The 15,881-nt window shown below is 48.7% G+C and carries 11 protein-coding genes; 7 read left to right on the top strand and 4 right to left on the bottom strand.

The genetic code is table 11. From position 1 onward, the window contains the following. The first annotated feature begins 63 nt into the window (after window positions 1-63). From MKX75_RS26785 to MKX75_RS26760, 6 genes are all read left to right on the top strand, one after another. A complete protein-coding gene (locus MKX75_RS26785) occupies window positions 64-2,067 on the top strand; it encodes a beta-galactosidase (protein ID WP_339167492.1) in 2,004 nt (667 codons plus the stop codon). A 347-nt stretch (window positions 2,068-2,414) separates the two neighbouring features. Continuing rightward, the gene (locus MKX75_RS26780) at window positions 2,415-4,205 is read left to right on the top strand and encodes a sensor histidine kinase (protein WP_339167491.1); all 1,791 of its coding nucleotides are present in this window, start codon (window positions 2,415-2,417) and stop codon (window positions 4,203-4,205) included. Further along, on the top strand, window positions 4,202-5,311 hold the full coding sequence (locus MKX75_RS26775) for a response regulator (RefSeq protein WP_339167490.1): 1,110 nt from the start codon (window positions 4,202-4,204) through the stop codon (window positions 5,309-5,311). The genes MKX75_RS26780 and MKX75_RS26775 overlap by 4 nt, the downstream gene beginning before the upstream one ends. 147 nt (window positions 5,312-5,458) lie before the next feature. After that, window positions 5,459-6,739: an extracellular solute-binding protein gene (locus tag MKX75_RS26770; RefSeq protein ID WP_145149425.1), complete on the top strand. Its 1,281-nt coding sequence runs from the start codon at window positions 5,459-5,461 to the stop codon at window positions 6,737-6,739. A gap of 181 nt (window positions 6,740-6,920) precedes the next feature. Then, entirely contained in the window at window positions 6,921-7,805 is an 885-nt protein-coding gene (locus MKX75_RS26765) for a sugar ABC transporter permease (RefSeq protein ID WP_062836913.1), read from the top strand. Continuing rightward, complete coding sequence (locus MKX75_RS26760) at window positions 7,802-8,629, top strand: carbohydrate ABC transporter permease (protein ID WP_062836914.1); 828 nt, start codon at window positions 7,802-7,804, stop codon at window positions 8,627-8,629. Before MKX75_RS26765 ends, MKX75_RS26760 begins: the two co-directional genes overlap by 4 nt. Window positions 8,630-8,788: 159 nt before the next feature. Here the strand turns inward: MKX75_RS26760 and MKX75_RS26755 are convergent, their stop codons facing one another. Next, window positions 8,789-10,255 carry a PLP-dependent aminotransferase family protein gene (locus MKX75_RS26755; RefSeq protein ID WP_339167487.1) on the bottom strand — a complete coding sequence of 489 codons (1,467 nt, stop codon included), beginning with the start codon at window positions 10,253-10,255 and terminating at the stop codon, window positions 8,789-8,791. 159 nt (window positions 10,256-10,414) lie between these two features. Between MKX75_RS26755 and MKX75_RS26750 the strand changes: the two genes are divergently transcribed. Further along, a complete protein-coding gene (locus MKX75_RS26750; RefSeq protein WP_339170611.1) occupies window positions 10,415-11,026 on the top strand; it encodes a LysE/ArgO family amino acid transporter in 612 nt (203 codons plus the stop codon). A 209-nt stretch (window positions 11,027-11,235) separates the two neighbouring features. Here MKX75_RS26750 and MKX75_RS26745 read toward each other — a convergent pair whose 3' ends face one another. The 3 genes from MKX75_RS26745 to MKX75_RS26735 all read right to left on the bottom strand — a co-directional run bounded on the left by MKX75_RS26745 (window position 11,236) and on the right by MKX75_RS26735 (window position 15,793). Continuing rightward, window positions 11,236-12,081 (bottom strand): methyl-accepting chemotaxis protein, encoded by an 846-nt coding sequence (locus tag MKX75_RS26745; protein WP_313960028.1) that lies wholly within the window; start codon window positions 12,079-12,081, stop codon window positions 11,236-11,238. Between the two features lie 365 nt (window positions 12,082-12,446). Further along, on the bottom strand, window positions 12,447-13,448 hold the full coding sequence (moaA, locus tag MKX75_RS26740) for a GTP 3',8-cyclase MoaA (RefSeq protein ID WP_076332515.1): 1,002 nt from the start codon (window positions 13,446-13,448) through the stop codon (window positions 12,447-12,449). Window positions 13,449-13,567: 119 nt separating this feature from the next. Then, window positions 13,568-15,793, bottom strand: a complete 2,226-nt coding sequence (locus MKX75_RS26735; protein WP_339167486.1) for a methyl-accepting chemotaxis protein — start codon at window positions 15,791-15,793, stop codon at window positions 13,568-13,570. Window positions 15,794-15,881: the final 88 nt, after the last annotated feature.

Here is a 15,881-nt window from a genome sequence, read left to right as displayed (position 1 = left end):
AATATGTCAACTCGTGCACACGTCAAGATCATTACATTTTCCCGACAAAAAGGAGATTAAATCATGGACAAATTATTATATGGCGTAGCCTACTATGATGAATATATGCCTTACGAAAGATTGGACAAGGACATTCAGATGATGAAGGATGCAGGGATCAACGTGGTCCGCATTGCAGAATCAACCTGGAGTACCCATGAACCGCAGAATGGCGTATTTGACTTCTCTTCCGTGGATCGTGTGCTGGATGCCATGCATAAGGCAGGGATTCAGGTCATCGTTGGGACACCAACGTATGCTGTTCCTACATGGATGGTGAAGGAACATCCGGACGTGCTGGCTACCACCTCACAGGGACCTGGCAAATACGGCGCAAGACAGATCATGGATATTACACACCCAACCTATCTATTCTATGCCGAGCGGATCATCCGCAAGCTGATCTCTCGAGTGAGCACACATCCAGCAGTAATCGGTTATCAGACAGATAACGAGACGAAGCATTACAATACGGCCGGAGATAATGTACAACTGCAATTCGTCAAATATATGCGTAACAAGTTCAACTCTCTGGATGAGCTTAACAAGGAATTTGGCCTCGACTACTGGAGCAATCGGATCAATAGCTGGGAGGACTTCCCGTCTGTTGTAGGAACGATCAACGGGAGTCTGGGTGCTGAATTTGCCAAGTTCCAGCGACAGCTGGTAACCCAATTTTTGGCTTGGCAAGTGGGGATCGTGAATGAATACAAACAGGAAGGACAGTTTGTTACCCAGAACTTTGACTTCGATTGGCGTGGATATTCGTACGGCATTCAAGGTGATGTGGATCACTTTGCCGCATCGAAACCTTTTGACATCACCAGTGTGGACATCTACCATCCTTCTCAGGATGATCTGACCGGCATTGAAATTTCATTCGGCGGGGATGTGGCGCGTTCCACCAAACAATCGAACTATCTGGTACTGGAGACTGAAGCGCAGGCGTTCTGGCATTGGGTTCCCTATCCGGGGCAGCTGCGTTTGCAGGCATTCAGTCATCTGGCATCAGGAGCAAACATGGTCGCCTACTGGCACTGGCATTCGCTGCACAATTCGTTTGAGACGTATTGGAAAGGATTGCTCAGTCATGACTTTGAACCGAATCCGGTGTACAACGAAGCGAAGACCATTGGCAGGGATTTTGCCCGTCTCAGTCCGAAACTTGTGAATCTGAAGAAAACGAATCGGGTGGCCGTGCTGTTCAGCAATGAGGCGCTGACATCGATCAAATGGTTCGGGTTTAACTTCACCAGTGACAAGAACTACAATGACGTGGTGCGCTGGATGTACGATGAATTGTACAAGATGAACATTGGCTGTGACCTGATCGATCCATCTGTTGAGAGTTATGCGGGGTATGATGTGCTCGTTGTACCTGCTCTGTATGCTGCTTCGGATGCATTGTTGGAAAAATTAAATCAATTCGTACAGGATGGCGGACATATCGTCTACTCGTTCAAAAGCGGATTCGCAAATGAGCATATTAAGGTACGCTCTACTCGCCAGCCCGGCCTGATCAGTGAGGCATGTGGAATCAGCTATAACCTTTTTGTAGAGCCAAAACATGTCTCGCTGCGCGATGATCCATTCGAGGTTGGTGAGGAGCAAAACCAGGTTCACACCTGGATGGAACTAATTACACCGACAACGGCTGAAGTACTCGCTTGGTATGATCATCCGCATTGGGGTGAATATGCGGCAATTACCCAGAATGCCTATGGAAAAGGCAAAGCAACCTATGTCGGATGTTATACCAGTTCTGCGGTGATCCGTAAGGTGTTGGAACGTGTTATGAAGGAAGCGGGCGTGTGGGGAGCTGATCAGGAGATGGATTTTCCTATCATTGTGAAGACAGGTGTGAACGATCAAGGGAACACGATCCGCTACTATTTCAATTATGCAGATGAGGCCACATCCTTCGTGAATGCTTATGGGGAAGGAACGGAACTTCTGGCTGGAACCCCGATTGCTGCGGGAGAGAAGATCGAACTGGAGCCATGGGGCATACGGATTATTGAACAATAATAGGAAATAATAAATATAGGTATATAAGTTGAATTTAACATGTGCACGTTAACGGAGAGGGCAGAAGAAACCTGAGGAAGCGGAGCTAAAAGCTTTCTGAAAGAAAGCTGCATCGGAAGCATACACCTCGCCTTTATCACTGGATTTTCCCATTAGAAAAGGGAATCAAAAAAATCCGGTGATAACAGCGATCAGAGGGTTGTTCTGACCACGTAGTGATCTCGTGTAACCATTCATTCTATTGTATAACGTGATATTTTAACATTTCCAAACGAATATAAAGACCAAAGCGCCCTCGGCTTCCATGCTGGGGCGTTTGTCTATTTTAGCTCAGGAGTGGATGCGCTGTGTTTACCGAATGTTATCGGAAGCTGACAGATCCTTTCAAACGCAGCATTCGCAATAAATTGATTTTGACCATGACGCTGCTGGCTGTTCTACCCGTCATTGCCATGACCGCCATGGCAGCCGAAAATACCCGCTCTTCCATGGAAGAGGAGATTATGGAGACCAACCGGGCGAACATGAACTGGGCCTCCATCTATCTGGGTGAACAGTTCGCGCGCATGAACAATATTATCTATTCGATTCAGATCAGTGACGAATTGCATCAATATCTGGCGTTGAACCAGGAAGCACCAGCAGCCAGTCGATTCGATGAGCAGAAGGCCATGTTCAATATGCTGAACAGTGTATACTATTCTGCTGGCAATTATGTATTTGGCGTTGAACTGTACCTGAAGGAATTGGACACCCTGTTCACCTTCAACTCCATGGATTCCCGCATCAAGGCGGTATCGGAAATACCGGAAGGATATCATGAGCTTTTTGCACAACATAAAGATTTTACGATTATTAATGATCCGGATGATCCGCAAAAGTTTCACATGACCCGCAGCATGAACCGCTTCGAGGATCAGGCACAGATTGGGGCCATCAGTCTGGAGGTCAAGTGGGCTGAGTTCAACCAGACCCTGGAGCTGCTGGATAGCCGGGGAGACTATGCGGTGTACATTGCGGACAACACGGGAAGTCCGGTCTATCAGCCAAATCAAGAGATTCAGCCGTCTGCCGAAGCACTGGAGAAATTAGCAAGCACCAAAGAAAGTTCGGGCTTCATTCGTACAGCCAAGGAATACGTATTCTTTCATTCCATTGAGCCGTCAGGACTACGTGTGATCAAGATTGTACCTGACCATGTTATTAACGAAAGTGCTTTGGAGACGATGAAATACGGATTAGTTGTGGGGGGCCTGGCAACCGTCATTTCTGTAGGAATAGCTGGGTTCGTGGCCTGGCGTACATCGAAGCCTATTATCAGACTGGCAAATTCCATGAAGGGTATCCAGCTGATCAAGGACAGGGAAGTGGTACGAAGCGGTCGGGTAGATGAGATTGGTCTGCTGGAGAAAAATCTGCACGGCATGGCTAGTCGTATTCGGGAACATATAAGGGACAATTACCTCATGAATCTGGAGAAGCAGACGGCTGAGCTCAAAGCATTGCAGTCCCAGATCCATCCGCATTTTCTGCAAAACACGTTGCAGATGATTGGCGGCATGGTCTACTCGCAAAAACCGGCAGACAGTTACAAAGTCATTCGAGCCTTGAGCGAGATGTTTCGTTATATTGTGCGAGCACCGGATGGACTGGTGCCCCTACAATCTGAACTGGACCAGCTGGAGCATTATATGCTGATTCAGAAGCAACGTTTTGCCGGCAGGCTTGAATATACCCTGGAGATTACCGGGGAACTTGGGGCGTGTTATATTCCCAAGTTGTCTCTGCAACCGATTGTGGAGAACGCATTTTTACATGGATTGGAGAAGAAGCAGGGTGAGTGGAAACTGGGCATTGAGGTCGTCTGTGAACCCAAAGATGTAACCATTCGAATTCGTGATAACGGTGTGGGTATGGATGCTGAGAAACTAGGGGAAATGCAGTCCAGACTGGAGCGGCTTACCCGGCAGGCAGATCGAGTATGGAGTTCAGGTACAAGTATTGGACTGGTCAATGCGGCCTCACGAATTATAATGCATTTTGGACCTGAATATGGGATGAGCATGGAAAGTGAATACGGACAGGGGACGAGCGTTACGGTACGAATTCCCTGCAATACAGGAGGCGAAGCCTTGTGAACAAGGAACTGTACAGAGTACTGCTGGTGGACGATGAACCGTGGAACCGGGATATTTTGCGCAACCTCGGGGATTGGGATGAACTCGGCATGACTGTTGCAGGTGAGGCAGAGGATGGCGAGCAGGCTATACAACTGGTCAAGCAGCATCAGCCTCACATTATCATTACGGACATGCGGATGCCAGGCACCGACGGTGTGGAGCTTTTACAGACGCTGAGCGGAGAATACCCACAAATCAAGGTGATCGTGGTGAGTGGATATGACGACTTCAATTATGCAAAACACGCGATCCGGCATCGGGCTGCGGATTATCTGCTCAAACCGGTGAATCCGGATGAACTGAATGGTGTACTTGCCAAATGTGCAAAAGAATTGGAAAAGGTTGAATCAGCGCCTGAATCATGGGAATCCTATCCCTCTGCGTTTGCGGGTGATTTCTCTTTGTTTCAGCAGCAGGCTCGCTTGCGGTTTAATGACCTGAACATTCAGAGTTTGGGGGAATGGTTCCAGCAATTGCAGCAGAAGCTGGAACGATGCGAGATTCATAGGCCCCGGCAACTTGGGCGCGTAGCCTATGAATTACAGGCTCTACTGGATGAACTGTGCGTCTCCAATGGCTTGTACGAGCGGCCAGTGGCAACGGCGCTACCTCCTTCGACAGCGCTGGCTTCCATCGAATCCACAATCGATTGGATATCCGCGCCGTACTACCAGGCTTTAGAGCAGCTGATTGGACGGCGTAAATTCAAGAACAAACTGAACCTGGACGAGGTGAAGCAATACATTGAGCAGCACTGCATGGAGATGATTACACTGGAGCAGCTCGCCCAGATCTTTTTTGTCAGTAAGGAATATCTCAGCAAGGTATTCAAGAAAGAGTATGAGGTGAATGTGACGGACTATGTAGTCCAGTTACGTATGACGCGAGCGAAGGAATGGGTGATGGATGAACAGATTCCATTCAAGCATATTGCCGAGATGGCGGGTTATGAGGACGTGTCCTACTTCTATCGGGTATTCAAGAAGCATTTCGGAGTTTCACCGGGGGAGATGCGGAAGGGACAACCTCGTATATCAGGCAATTCAAGCAGTATCACGGAATGAGTCGTTCGATAGGACATCTACGGCAGGATTAAGGTTTAAAATAATCCAATACACGAGTCTAATTTTGTCCAATGAAGCGCTTTCATTTTCTGATATATAATGAGCCTATGAAAGACAAACCAGTTACACACCGGGAGGTCATAAGAGATGAAAGTATGGAAAAGCGTAGCAAGTGCGGTACTGGTCAGTGTTCTGCTCGCAGGTTGCGGCTCCAATGCAGGAACGGACAATGGGCAGGAAGAATCGGCATCAGGCAGCACGGTATCACTCAAAGTATTCGTTGCACAACCTCGGCTGAAAGAACATTACGATAAATATATAGAACAGTTCAAAGCCAAGGAGAAAGCAGAGAAAAACATTGAGGTGAACGTGCAACTGGAAATGCCGCCAGCGGACAATGCACCTCAGATTCTGAAGACACGACTCGCCTCCAATGATGCACCGGATGTGTTCGCTCTTCATGCGGTCAACGAGATTCCACCATTCAGCAAAGCTGGGTATCTGGAAGATCTGTCGGGCCAACCTTTTGTAGATAAGTTGCTGGATTCAGTCAAACCTTCCGTAACGGATGCGGAGGGTAAAGTCGTGGCTGTTCCATTGGAAACGTTATCATGGGGCTATCTGTACAATAAAGATATTTTCGAAGAGCAGGGGCTGGAAGTACCAACGACGTTAACGGAAATGAAAGCGGTCGTGGAGAAACTCAAAGCAGCCAACATCACACCGTTTGAACTGTCCTACAAAGAATCCTGGATTCCGCAATTATTCCTGCCACTCACTGTGGGTGCATTAACGCAGTCGGAGCACAAAGATTTCGTCGACAAGATGAATCAGGATCAAGGCTCCTTCTCAGATATGAAAGCATTGTTCGATATCTTCGATCTGGTCAATGCCAATGGAACGGACAAAGCTTTGGAAGTGGGCGGAGATGATGGTTCAGCAGCCTTCGCTTCAGGAAGCGCCGCAATGTGGATTCAGGGACCATGGTTTGCCGAAACGATCCTGAAGTCCAATCCGGACTTGAACTTTGGTGTAGCACCAATGCCGATCAATGACAATCCGGATGATACCAAAATCAATCTGAGTACCTCTACTTCACTGGCGGTATCGTCAACAAGCAAGAATAAAGAAGTGGCACTCGATTTTGTGAACTACATTCTCGATGACAAGGATTCAAGCGCATTCTTTGAAGCACTCAAGTTCAATCCGGTTGCCAAGATCCATGACTTCAAGAGCTTCCCGTGGGTAGATGATGCCCAGAAATATGTGAGTGAAGGTAAAGCCTATCAGGACCCATCCATCCCTCAAGCGGTGAAAGACGAGTCAGGCAAAGCGTTGCAAGGTTACTACTCTGGGCAATTAAATCAACAGCAGGTTATCGATGCGCTCGACAAGGCGTGGAAATCCTACAACAAAGTCAACAAGTAAGGAGTTGCGAGGAATGTAGTACCCGCTTCTGTTGGCAAGATCTCTACAGTGTTGGGGGTTTTGCCAACCAATTAGCGGTACTTTATTCCGTCGCAGTCTCCAAGCAGATGATCCGGCAGGCAGAACGTTCTTCGTTCCCTCGTTTACAATCATCCGCTTCGAGTGAAAAGGGGGAGAACCAATGGCTACGAATGTGTTCAAGAAGTATCTGTCACTGCTCGCGTTCACTGCGCCTGCCTTTGTCATCTATGCGATTTTCCTGCTGTACCCTACGTTTAGTGGCATGTTCTATAGCCTCACGGATTGGAACGGACTTAATCGGGATTACAGCTTTATTGGTCTGGGCAACTTCGTGGAATTGTTCAAAGAAGATCCCGACTTTCTGAACTCCCTGTGGTTCACGATGAAATATGTAATATTTATGCTGATTCTGCAAAATGGAATTGCCTTGCTGCTCGCCGTATTAATTGAGTCACGGACGCGCAGCAAAGGGCTCTTCCGGACCCTGTTCTTCATGCCTAACATGATCAGTACGATCATCAGTGCTTTCATGTGGACCTTCATCTTCTCTCAGGTGCTGCCACAGCTTGCTGAGAAACTGGCTATTTCGTTCCTCGACCAGCAATGGCTGGGTGATCCGAAGTTTTCATTTTACTCCATTCTAATCGTATCGCTCTGGAACGGTGTAGGGTATATGATGATCATCTATCTGGCCGCTCTCCAGGGTGTGCCGAAAAGTCTCAAGGAAGCGGCTGTTATTGATGGAGCCAACGCATTCCAGGTGCTGCGCAATGTGGTGTTGCCGATGATTACTCATGCCGTGACCATCTGTTTCTTCCTGACGCTGAACGGAGCATTCAAAGTGTTCGAAGTGGTCTATGGACTAACTGGTGGTGGACCGGGCCGAGCCACGCAGGTGATCACGATGAACATCTATGAAGAAGCGTTCTCCAACAACTTCAGATATGGCTATGCGAGTGCCAAATCGGTTGTGCTGTTCATCATTGTACTTATCTTTACACTCATCCAGATCACCGTCATGAAGAAGAAAGAGGTGGAAGCATGAGGATGCAACGACTGAACAGTTATCTGATTCGACTGCTGCTGATTCTGGGCTCTCTCGTCGCTATGCTGCCGATCTATATGGCGGTGGTGAACTCTTTCAAAACACAAGGTGAGATGTTCCAATCCTTTATCGCGCTGCCAACAACGTTGCACTGGGAAAATTATTCGGACGCGTTTAACAAAATCAATCTGTTAGGCAGTTCGATGAACTCGGCAATTGTATCTTTTCTGGGGATCGGGGGAATTGTCTTCTGTGCCTCACTGGCGGGATACAAGCTGTCACGTACCTCAGGCCGCTTGAGCAATCTGATCTTCTTCCTGTTTGTTGCATCCATGCTGGTGCCGTTCCACTCAATCATGATTCCGCTGACACGGGTAGCCAAAGGCATGGGCGTACAAGGAAGCACGTACGGATTGGCCCTGATCTATATCGGACTTGGTGTGAATATGGCAATCTTCCTCTATCACGGGTTTGTGAAGTCCATTCCGCGTGAATTGGAGGAGTCGGCTCAGATTGACGGATGTAATGAGTTCCAGACGTTCTTCCAGATTATTTTCCCGCTGCTGCTTCCGATCACAGTCACCATCGCGATTCTGGACTTCCTGTGGATCTGGAATGACTTCTTGCTGCCACTGCTCATGTTGACCGATGTGAATCGTTATACGCTGATTCTGTCAACGAACATGCTGTTTGGTGAATATAACAAGGAATGGCCGTTGATTCTGTCCTCCCTGGTACTGACTGCGATTCCGGTTATTCTGATCTATGCGTTCTTCCAGAAGTTCATTATGGAGGGGATTGCGGAGGGTGCGGTCAAAGGGTAAAACATTCAAAGGTATCCCGCAGCGCAGCTGGTATTTGCCCGTACTGGTATTCGGACAAACTTACGAAACTTACGCGAATAGCCTTGATCTGAAGGACATGGTCCTTCCAGGTCAAGGCTGTTTTTTTGTGGTGAAATCAGGAAACAGTATTCGTCGAAGTCAGGAGCTAGAGTCTATAAGTCTGTGGACGGCCTCTGCCAGGCATTGTAGTCCACGTTCCATCTCATCAGGTGAAGCATACGCGTATGAGAGCCGAATGTGACTCGCGTCCAGCCTGTCATACAGATAGCCCGGGTGGATAAGTACATTTTGCTCCAGACAGGTATGGAACAATTGGCGGATGGAGAGAGGGGAGACAGTGAATTGCAACCAGATATAAAAGCCCCCAGCGGGTATTTCCCACTTCGCTATGCCATGAAAGTGCTGTTGCAACAGATCCAGCATGAAGTCTCTTCGTTTGCGTAACTCAGGGCGAAGGCGTTCCATATGTCCTGCATGATGTCCTTCGGCGAACCACAGGGCAGCAGCTTCTTGGGCGAGTGAACTGGTGCCATAATCGGTCTGCATCTTGATATCTGCGAGACGGCGAATGACCGGCTCTGGCCCAACTAGCCATCCGAGGCGCAGACCGGGACTGACTGCCTTTGACAGGGTACCCATATACAGCACCCGTCCTTCCTGATCACGCGCCTTCAGTGATGACGGAGGAGGTGTATCCAGCCATAGATCACCGTAGGCGGCATCCTCCAGTATGGAGATGCCTAATGTCCGAGCGGTGGTCATGAGTTCTTCCCGGCGGTGATCACTCATGACAGAGCTGGTGGGATTGTGAAAGCTCGGGATCGTGTAGAGAAGCGAGATATGATCTTGATCTTTGACATGCTGCGCAGCATCCTCCAGGCGTGCAATGTGTAGGCCTTCGTTATCCATCGGGATACCACTCATTTTCAACCCTGCTGACTGAAAGGCGTGAATGGAATAGAGATACGACGGTTTTTCCAGCAGAACCGCTGATCCGCGAGGGAGCAGTCCGACCGAAATCAAGTGCAGCGCCTGAAGAGAGCCGGATACGATCAGTATGGAATCTGGAGAGGCTTGAATGCCAGTCGTCTGCAAATGGACGGATAAAGCCTCACGAAGCTCCAGGCTTCCTTGAGGTTCCAGGTAGTTGAGTGTACGAGAACGATGGGACAGGGCATACAGAATGTCGTTAAAAGCATCCTGAGGCATCAGCTCCGGGGCAAGCTCCCCTGTACCAAGACGTATGATGCCAGGCCGGAATTCAGCCTGATTAATCTGCTGGATCTCGGGCAGGTTGGGATAATACCAGCCCTCCTCGATGGCTTCATTCCAGTTGGGCATTGCTCTATGAGCCATACCATGCCAACCAGAGCCGGAGATATATGTTCCCCCGCCATGTCTGCCCTCAATGAGACCCGCGGCGGCTAGGTTATCCAGAGCAGTGACCAATGTACTGCGGTTTATCCCCATGGACTCAGCCCATATTCGCTGTGAGGGGAGACGGTGTCCTGCTGACCATTCGCCCGTTGTGATTTTCTGCCGAACATAGGCTTCAATCTGCCGATACAAGGGCAAGTCGAGAGAGGGGTTCGGCTTCCACCCCATGTTTAGCCGAGAATCAGAACGTTCCATAACTGGCAGAATCACCTCCGTTTGTCTTTGTAACGAACACTATATCATTCGGTTGGGTATGATGCCATCCAAGTGGTTGGTTACGTCAGCCCTCATCTGCTCTACTATGGAATACAGAGATAAGGGGGAAGCATAATGGAGGTTGTTATTCACGCAGTGGTTCTGGCCTTTGGCCTGATCTTGCCACTGGGTGTGCAGAATGTATTTATTTTTAACCAAGGCATGAGACAAAGGCGTTATATTGATGCCCTACCTGCTGTAATAACGGCAGGGGTCAGTGATACGTTCTTGATTGGGGCAGCGGTCGGAGGGGTGTCGCTCATTTTACTGCAATGGCCAGTTCTGGCGAATGTGTTGTATGCAGTAGGAAGCCTGTTTCTGCTATATATGGCATGGAGTATCTGGAGGTCGTCCGAATCTGTGGAAGGTTCGCAGACGGTAATGTCAGCAGGGCGACAGATTGCGTTCGCCGCATCGGTATCTTTACTCAATCCCCATGCTCTGCTAGACACGGTTGCCGTGATTGGCACCAGTTCACTTCAGTATGAAGGGGTGGAGCGCATGTATTTTGCCCTGACAGCCGCGGCTGTATCGTGGATATGGTTCATGGGACTTGCAGGTGCGGGCAGGTTAATTGGCAGAACGGATCGTACTGGACGCATCAGTCTGGTGTTCAATCGGTTGTCTGCTCTGATCATGGTCGGTCTGGCGTGTATGATGCTGTGGAAGCTCATCTATTCATAGAAGGCCCTAATGTGGCTCATCTTGTTTAAAATAAAAAAACTCCCCGTGACGTTAATCGCACGGAGAGTTCAATGTGAGTGCTGAATTTGGTGAGCAGCATAGCTTGCTGATCTAGTTATTGAGTTGGAACATGTAGTGCTCGATATTGCATCGGTATTGCATCACTTATATATGGTTGGTCATCTGAATGAAGGTCAGCGTAATCGGATCTATTCTGCCTTCAGCAGCATGGATTCAATGAACACTTTCAGATCACGGCTTACGCTATTCAACTGATCAATGACCTCGCTGAACTCGGTTACCATCACAGCCTGTTGGTTGCTCGACTGTGAGATCGATGTGATCTCTTGCTCCATCTGTTGGATGGAATGCTGAACATCCTTCAAGGAACGTTCGATATTTACCGTAGCTTCTTTGGTACCTGTAGAAAGTTTACGCACTTCGGATGCAACGACGCTGAACCCTGCGCCTGCTTCGCCGGCTCGGGCTGCTTCGATGGCCGCATTCAGGCCGAGCAGATTGGTTTGTTCTGAGATTTCACGGATGAATGCGGCGACCTTGTTCACTTCACCTGAGTTCTGCACAGCCATGCGCGTATTGTCCAAGATTTGCGTGGAGGAGGCCGTCAATTGCTCAGATTGAGCAGCTACTGTCTGTACCATATCAGTCAGTCTGCCGCTGATTCCGCCGATCAGCTCGGTGAAGTGCTCCAGTTTTTCCTCATTCTGAAGGGAGAAGCCGATGGCAAGTGCGCCCGCGATATTTCCTTGCTCATCCCGAAGCGGAGTAGCTGCCGAGACAATGGAGGTGCCATAAAATTTAGCATCAATGCGATTGGCTGAAGTCTCGCCATGTATCAGGGCTCGGCGGAGTGTGGGGTCATCAGGCGAGATGATATCTCCCGCTTTGATGCCCAGATCAAGCTCGTTGCTCGGAACATAATACCAGAACTTCTCGGTATCGGTTACTGCAATCATGATATCGTGTTCTTTCAGCATAATTTTAAAATACGGGCTTGCTGCAACGAGTGCTTCAACAATGTTCAATAAGGTCATCTCCTATGTGTGCATATCATCTAGATGTATTGTATATACATCGTCAGAATTATGAGAATCTTGAAGACCCAACAAGGGCATAACGTATATTACTTTCATTTTTAACAAATGAAACAGCAGAATTGATAATTTTCAGAAAAATATGAAAAAATAACGAAAAAGCAGACGAGAACGTGATGTTCTTGTCTGCTTCGGGTATTCACCTATTCCTTGTGACACGCTCCACTTCACGTTATGAATGCTGATTGACGTAAGGGTTCATCGCGCCAGTATTACCTCATCCGTTGTGTGCAGGGATGATCCTGACAGTAGAGATATATATCCGTACCCAGAAATACACTGTTGAGTTATATTGCGTGCGGTTGCTATCCGCCAATCTGGGACATGCGCCGTACCGTCGGCGTGTGGGATTGCATTTTTTGTTCCAGAGCCAGAGCCATCTCATGGTTCTTTGGTTTCGTACCCAGCGCTTTAAGGAAAAGCGCAGCCATGGCATTTGGGTCATCCACGAAGCGGCGAACATTATACTCATCCGACCAGTACAGGCAGGCTTTGATATGTCCGTCAGCGGTCAGCCGAAGTCGATTGCAATTGTCACAGAAGTGATCGCTCACGGGATGAATCAATCCGAAAGTGCCTTCGGAGCCTACAATTTTCATATTACGTGAGGGGCCATTCCCCGCAGGGCCTGTTGTATTCTCAACCGCCCAACCCGCTTCAGCGCATACATCTGTGACGGCTTCCAGTGGCAAATAGGATTTGCGCCACGAATCCGATGCCTGTCCAATCGGCATATATTCAATGAAACGCACATGAAGAGGCTGATCGATGGTCATTGCAATAAAATCCTTGATCTCATCATCGTTGATACCCTTCATCAGCACGACATTCAGTTTGATTGGAGCAAGGCCAGCGGCAGTTGCAGCTTCAATGCCTTTCAGTACCTTGTTCACATCTCCGCCGCGAGTAATCATGGAGAAGCGATCAGCCCGCAGTGAATCCAGACTGATGTTAATTCGGTTCAATCCCGCGTCTTTCAATGCCTGAGCTTGCTTATCTAGTAGAAGAGCGTTGGTTGTGAGTGCAATATCGTCAATCCCGTCGATCGCCGAGATCATGCCGACGAGCTTGTGCAGATCCTTGCGCACCAGCGGTTCGCCTCCAGTGAGCCGAACTTTACGCATACCCATCGGAGCAAGCACCTTCAGCACCTGTGCGATCTCTTCGTAGCTCATAATCTCATCATGTGGAGCAAACTCCATACCCTCTGCAGGCATGCAATACACACAGCGTAAATTACAGCGGTCCGTAACAGAAATACGGATGTAGTCATGTATCCGGCCAAATGAATCCTGAAGCAGTTCCATGCAGACCACCCTTTCATCGGTTCAGATTGGAAATCTTCTATTATAAATGATACGACAATTTCAAAAGGAACAGTTGCATCAAATTTTAGCTATTTCTCCAATCCACGTCAACGATGACGTCAGATGACAGCATTTTTGGCGGGGTGATTCAGATGGAATTGTCCCACAAGTTGTTGCAGGAAGACCGTAATGGCTTCCACATTATGCGAAGAATGCTGAACCTGCAACATATCACGGATCAGCTCCATCATCTCTGCTTCTACCTCAGCGGAAGTCGACCGATTTTGATGGCTGATTGCAGCAATATTCTCCATCAGCATGACCACTTGATCCACGACTTGCGTGCGCTCAGGTTCTTCAGCGGTAGCATTTTGCAGAAGTTGCGAAGCGGCCTGAACCAGTGTCGTTCCTTCAGCCAGCACCTGATCTCCCTCTGTGATTAATTGGGACGCCGCTCCTGCTGCAGTTGAGATTCGGTCCAGAATCTGATGGATATTTTCGGTGGAAGAGCGGGATAAGTCGGCCAGCTTACGGATTTCACCCGCCACGACCGAGAACCCTTGGCCATGTTCGCCCACGCGTGCAGCTTCAATGGTAGCATTCAGAGCGAGCAGGTTGGTCTGAGCTGAAATTTCATCAATGACAGCCAGTGCACGGTAAATCTCTTTCATCGTGTCCATGAAGGACAGGATGGTACGGTTGGTATCGGACACCGCTCCGGAGATTTGGATCATTTTGTCGCCGATTCGTTCCACTTCCTGTTGAGCCACGCTGATCTGTTCGGTAGCAGAGCTCTCCAGTTGTTGCAGCGTTATGCGCATGTGATCGGCAGCGATCTTGGCCTGATCGAGATCTTCCAGTTGGGTGCGAATGGCCTGAATCATCGAACCCAGCTTGTAGTTCACACGCTCAGTCGTACCCTGGGTTGTCTCTGTTGAGGTTCGCATCTGATACTGGTTGTCCATAACGTCTACCGTGGCAAGTTGTACCTTCAGCATAATGCCTTCCAGAGAATCAATCATGTTATTGATCCACTTCGCCAGTTCACCTGATTCGTCTTGGGCAAAATCAGACGTGTTCAGGCGCTGAGTAAGATCACCTTTGCCTTCAGCGTTGATTCGAATAAATCGGCTGATGCGGCGCAAGTCATCATGAACCCGTCGATAGTGGCTGCGATGCAGCTGTAATGCAGTGAAGAATCCAAACAGCACATTAAAAGCTGCCATTGCTGCCGCACTCCATCCACTGCCAGTAAGGGCATAGACAAGGGCCGCTCCTGCAACGCCTGACAAAAGCGTGAAGAGACTGTGCTGCTTGAACTGACGCCAGCCGATGCTCCGTATCCGGTATACTTCCTCCAGATCCCCTTCACACATCATGCCCCAACGATCAGGACAGTGTGGCAACTGAAAGGTAATGCCTTTGCCAATGACAGAGATATGGCGGTAATCCGAGTAGCCGGGAAAGGCAACGAACAGATTAGAGCCATTCTGAATGGTGTTCGCTACTCCGGGGTGTAGCTGGCCAGTCGATGGATCGGTGAACATGAGCTCCAGCTCCGTATGCTCCTTAACGGAAACGATACCCCATTCGGTGGTGACACCATCTTTCAAATTTTCCCCATGTGTAAAAGTACGATCCTCGAAGCGGCTTCGGGACAAGGCGGTGCCGGGCTGCAGATGGGGCCGTAATTTTGACTCAGCCATAAAGAGATAGTTGTCACCAGAATCGGGATAGATATGGCCTGATTCACGTTGAATCAGGTCACCCAGGACATCTCCGGGAACACGGCTGCATAATGAACCAACATATCGACCTTCCTGTAGAATGGGATTGATAAACAGCAAGGTGACATCATCGTGAAAAGCGGACGAGCGTGGTCCAATATCCAACGTCAGTGGATCGGAATAAGGGCCATACAAACACTTTTTCCCATGAATATCTGCTCGGGAGTAATTCAATCCTGGTCCAATCAAAGCTTCGTAATCTGCATAGATCTGTCCAATATGTTTCTTATATGTAGAGAATACCACCTGATTCTGTTCGTTCAGCATAAATAGCTCCGTACTATCAACGGCTCGGATATAACTGGATTGAAACCATGCATCTAGTTTACTTATATGAGATGAACCTGGCAGTACATCTTGTGGTCGAACGGACTGTATTTGATGAAGCAAACGATCCAGGTGATTCCATTGTTCATCTGCCCAGTTCATCATGAGCTGCCGTCTCGTTTCGGCAATCCCCTCAAAAATCTGTTCCACATCTTCCTTCATATGTGCGTTCAACCGATACGATCGCCACAGCGGCAATCCTTTTCTCCATCCCAGCCAATCAAACATCATGACCACCCCGATTTCTGGATTTGAAAGCTTTGTTCTACTGATCTTTGGACAATCCTGCGTAGTGGTTGATCCGGAATAATGGTACCGC

The sequence above is a fragment of the Paenibacillus sp. FSL R5-0341 genome, assembly GCF_037975235.1.
Taxonomy (GTDB): Bacteria; Bacillota; Bacilli; order Paenibacillales; family Paenibacillaceae; genus Paenibacillus; species Paenibacillus amylolyticus_A.
The sequence above is the reverse complement of the archived record's forward strand: the minus strand, read 5'-3'. Positions and strand labels throughout refer to the sequence as shown.